Consider the following 1,336-nt stretch of genomic DNA (forward strand, 5'->3'; position numbering starts at 1 on the left):
CGCCATTCCCACGCCGTGAGCTCTGTCTTTAACTCTTCCATACTTGCTATGCGCCGATCTAAGCATTGCTTATTCATATTGCCAATTTCTATCTCGACCATATTCAACCAACTCGCATGTTTAGGTGTGTAATGGAACTCTATTTTATTTAAAATACGTCGTGCTTCTTGCGGTGAAAATGCTTTATATAACGCACCTTCCGTATGAGTCGATAAGTTATCTAGCACGACACGAATTTTATTCGCATGTGGGTAGTGTTCATCGACTAAGTCCTTCATACAGTGAGCAAAATCAACTTTCGTTTTCCTCTGTGTTGCTTTAACGTGCCGCCAACCCCGATGACGGTCAAAGAATACAAATAAGTTAGCCACGCCAACCCGTTTATATTCATAATCTAGGCGTTTTACCTGTCCCTTTTTCATCGGTTGTACTGGCCGTGTATCATCAACAAGTTGCTTCATCGCCTCATCAAAATTAATAATAGGATTGAGCTCATCCGCTGGCTCAGCATATAATTCAAGTACATGCTCCATTCTTGCAATATACTCAGCGTCCATTGTTGCCACACACCACATCTTTTTTTGCCAGGGCTTTAACGCATTTTCTTTAAGGCGTCTACGAACAGTTTCATATGAAATACTGTCTAAATCCGTTAATGTTATTAATCGCTCGCCAAGTAACGCTAATGTCCATCGGCAGTGTCCTGTTGGCGGCTCAGAACAGGCTGTGGCTATTAAAGTTACTTCATCTTTCGCGGAGGTTTTTCTCATAGCACCACTTCGTGCACCTTCATTTAAAGCGGCTTCTAAACTGTCTTCGACAAACTGACGTTTGACTCGAAATACAGTTGAAGAGCTCACTTGAACCGCTTCACATATTTGATCTGTTGTATATCGACAACGGTCCGCTTTTAATAAAATGGCGGCTCGTTTGTACTTTCGAACATTGACCATGCCTTTTTTGCAGTAGTTAACTAATTCGCATTTTTCTTCTGCTGATAATTCAACAATATACTTTCGGTTCATAACAATATTAAATGAGTAAATATGAGTTAAAGGATCGTCAATTAGGATAAAAGTTCATTATGAATAAAGAAGAGTTACCGTCGTTCACTGTGAAACAAGGGCAGTATTTGGCATTTATTTATTACTACACAAAAGTGAATGGTGTTGCACCTGCTGAAAATGATTTTGAGCGTTATTTTGGGACTGCATCATCAAGTGTTCATGCAATGATTTTAACGCTTAAAAAGAAAGGGTTCATCACTTCAACTGCTGGAAAAAGCCGAACGATAAAGCTATTGATAGGAATAAATCAGTTGCCTGAATTTAAGTAA

2 protein-coding genes are annotated in these 1,336 nt (G+C 39.4%); one reads left to right on the forward strand and one right to left on the reverse strand.

The window, feature by feature from the left end:
• A partial coding sequence (locus tag H5201_RS22400; protein WP_182785441.1) for an IS630 family transposase occupies positions 1 to 1,025 on the reverse strand: 1,025 nt, incomplete at its 3' end.
• Between the two features lie 59 nt (positions 1,026 to 1,084).
• Between H5201_RS22400 and H5201_RS22405 the strand changes: the two genes are divergently transcribed.
• A complete protein-coding gene (locus H5201_RS22405) occupies positions 1,085 to 1,336 on the forward strand; it encodes a LexA family transcriptional regulator (protein WP_149983453.1) in 252 nt (83 codons plus the stop codon).

Source organism: Pseudoalteromonas sp. SG43-6 (genome assembly GCF_014164365.1).
Lineage (GTDB): Bacteria > Pseudomonadota > Gammaproteobacteria > Enterobacterales > Alteromonadaceae > Pseudoalteromonas > Pseudoalteromonas rhizosphaerae.

Coding starts and splice junctions, on each gene's coding strand:
- H5201_RS22405 (WP_149983453.1), top strand. CDS start 1,085: ATGAATAAAGAAGAGTTACCGTCGTTCACTGTGAAACAAGGGCAGTAT.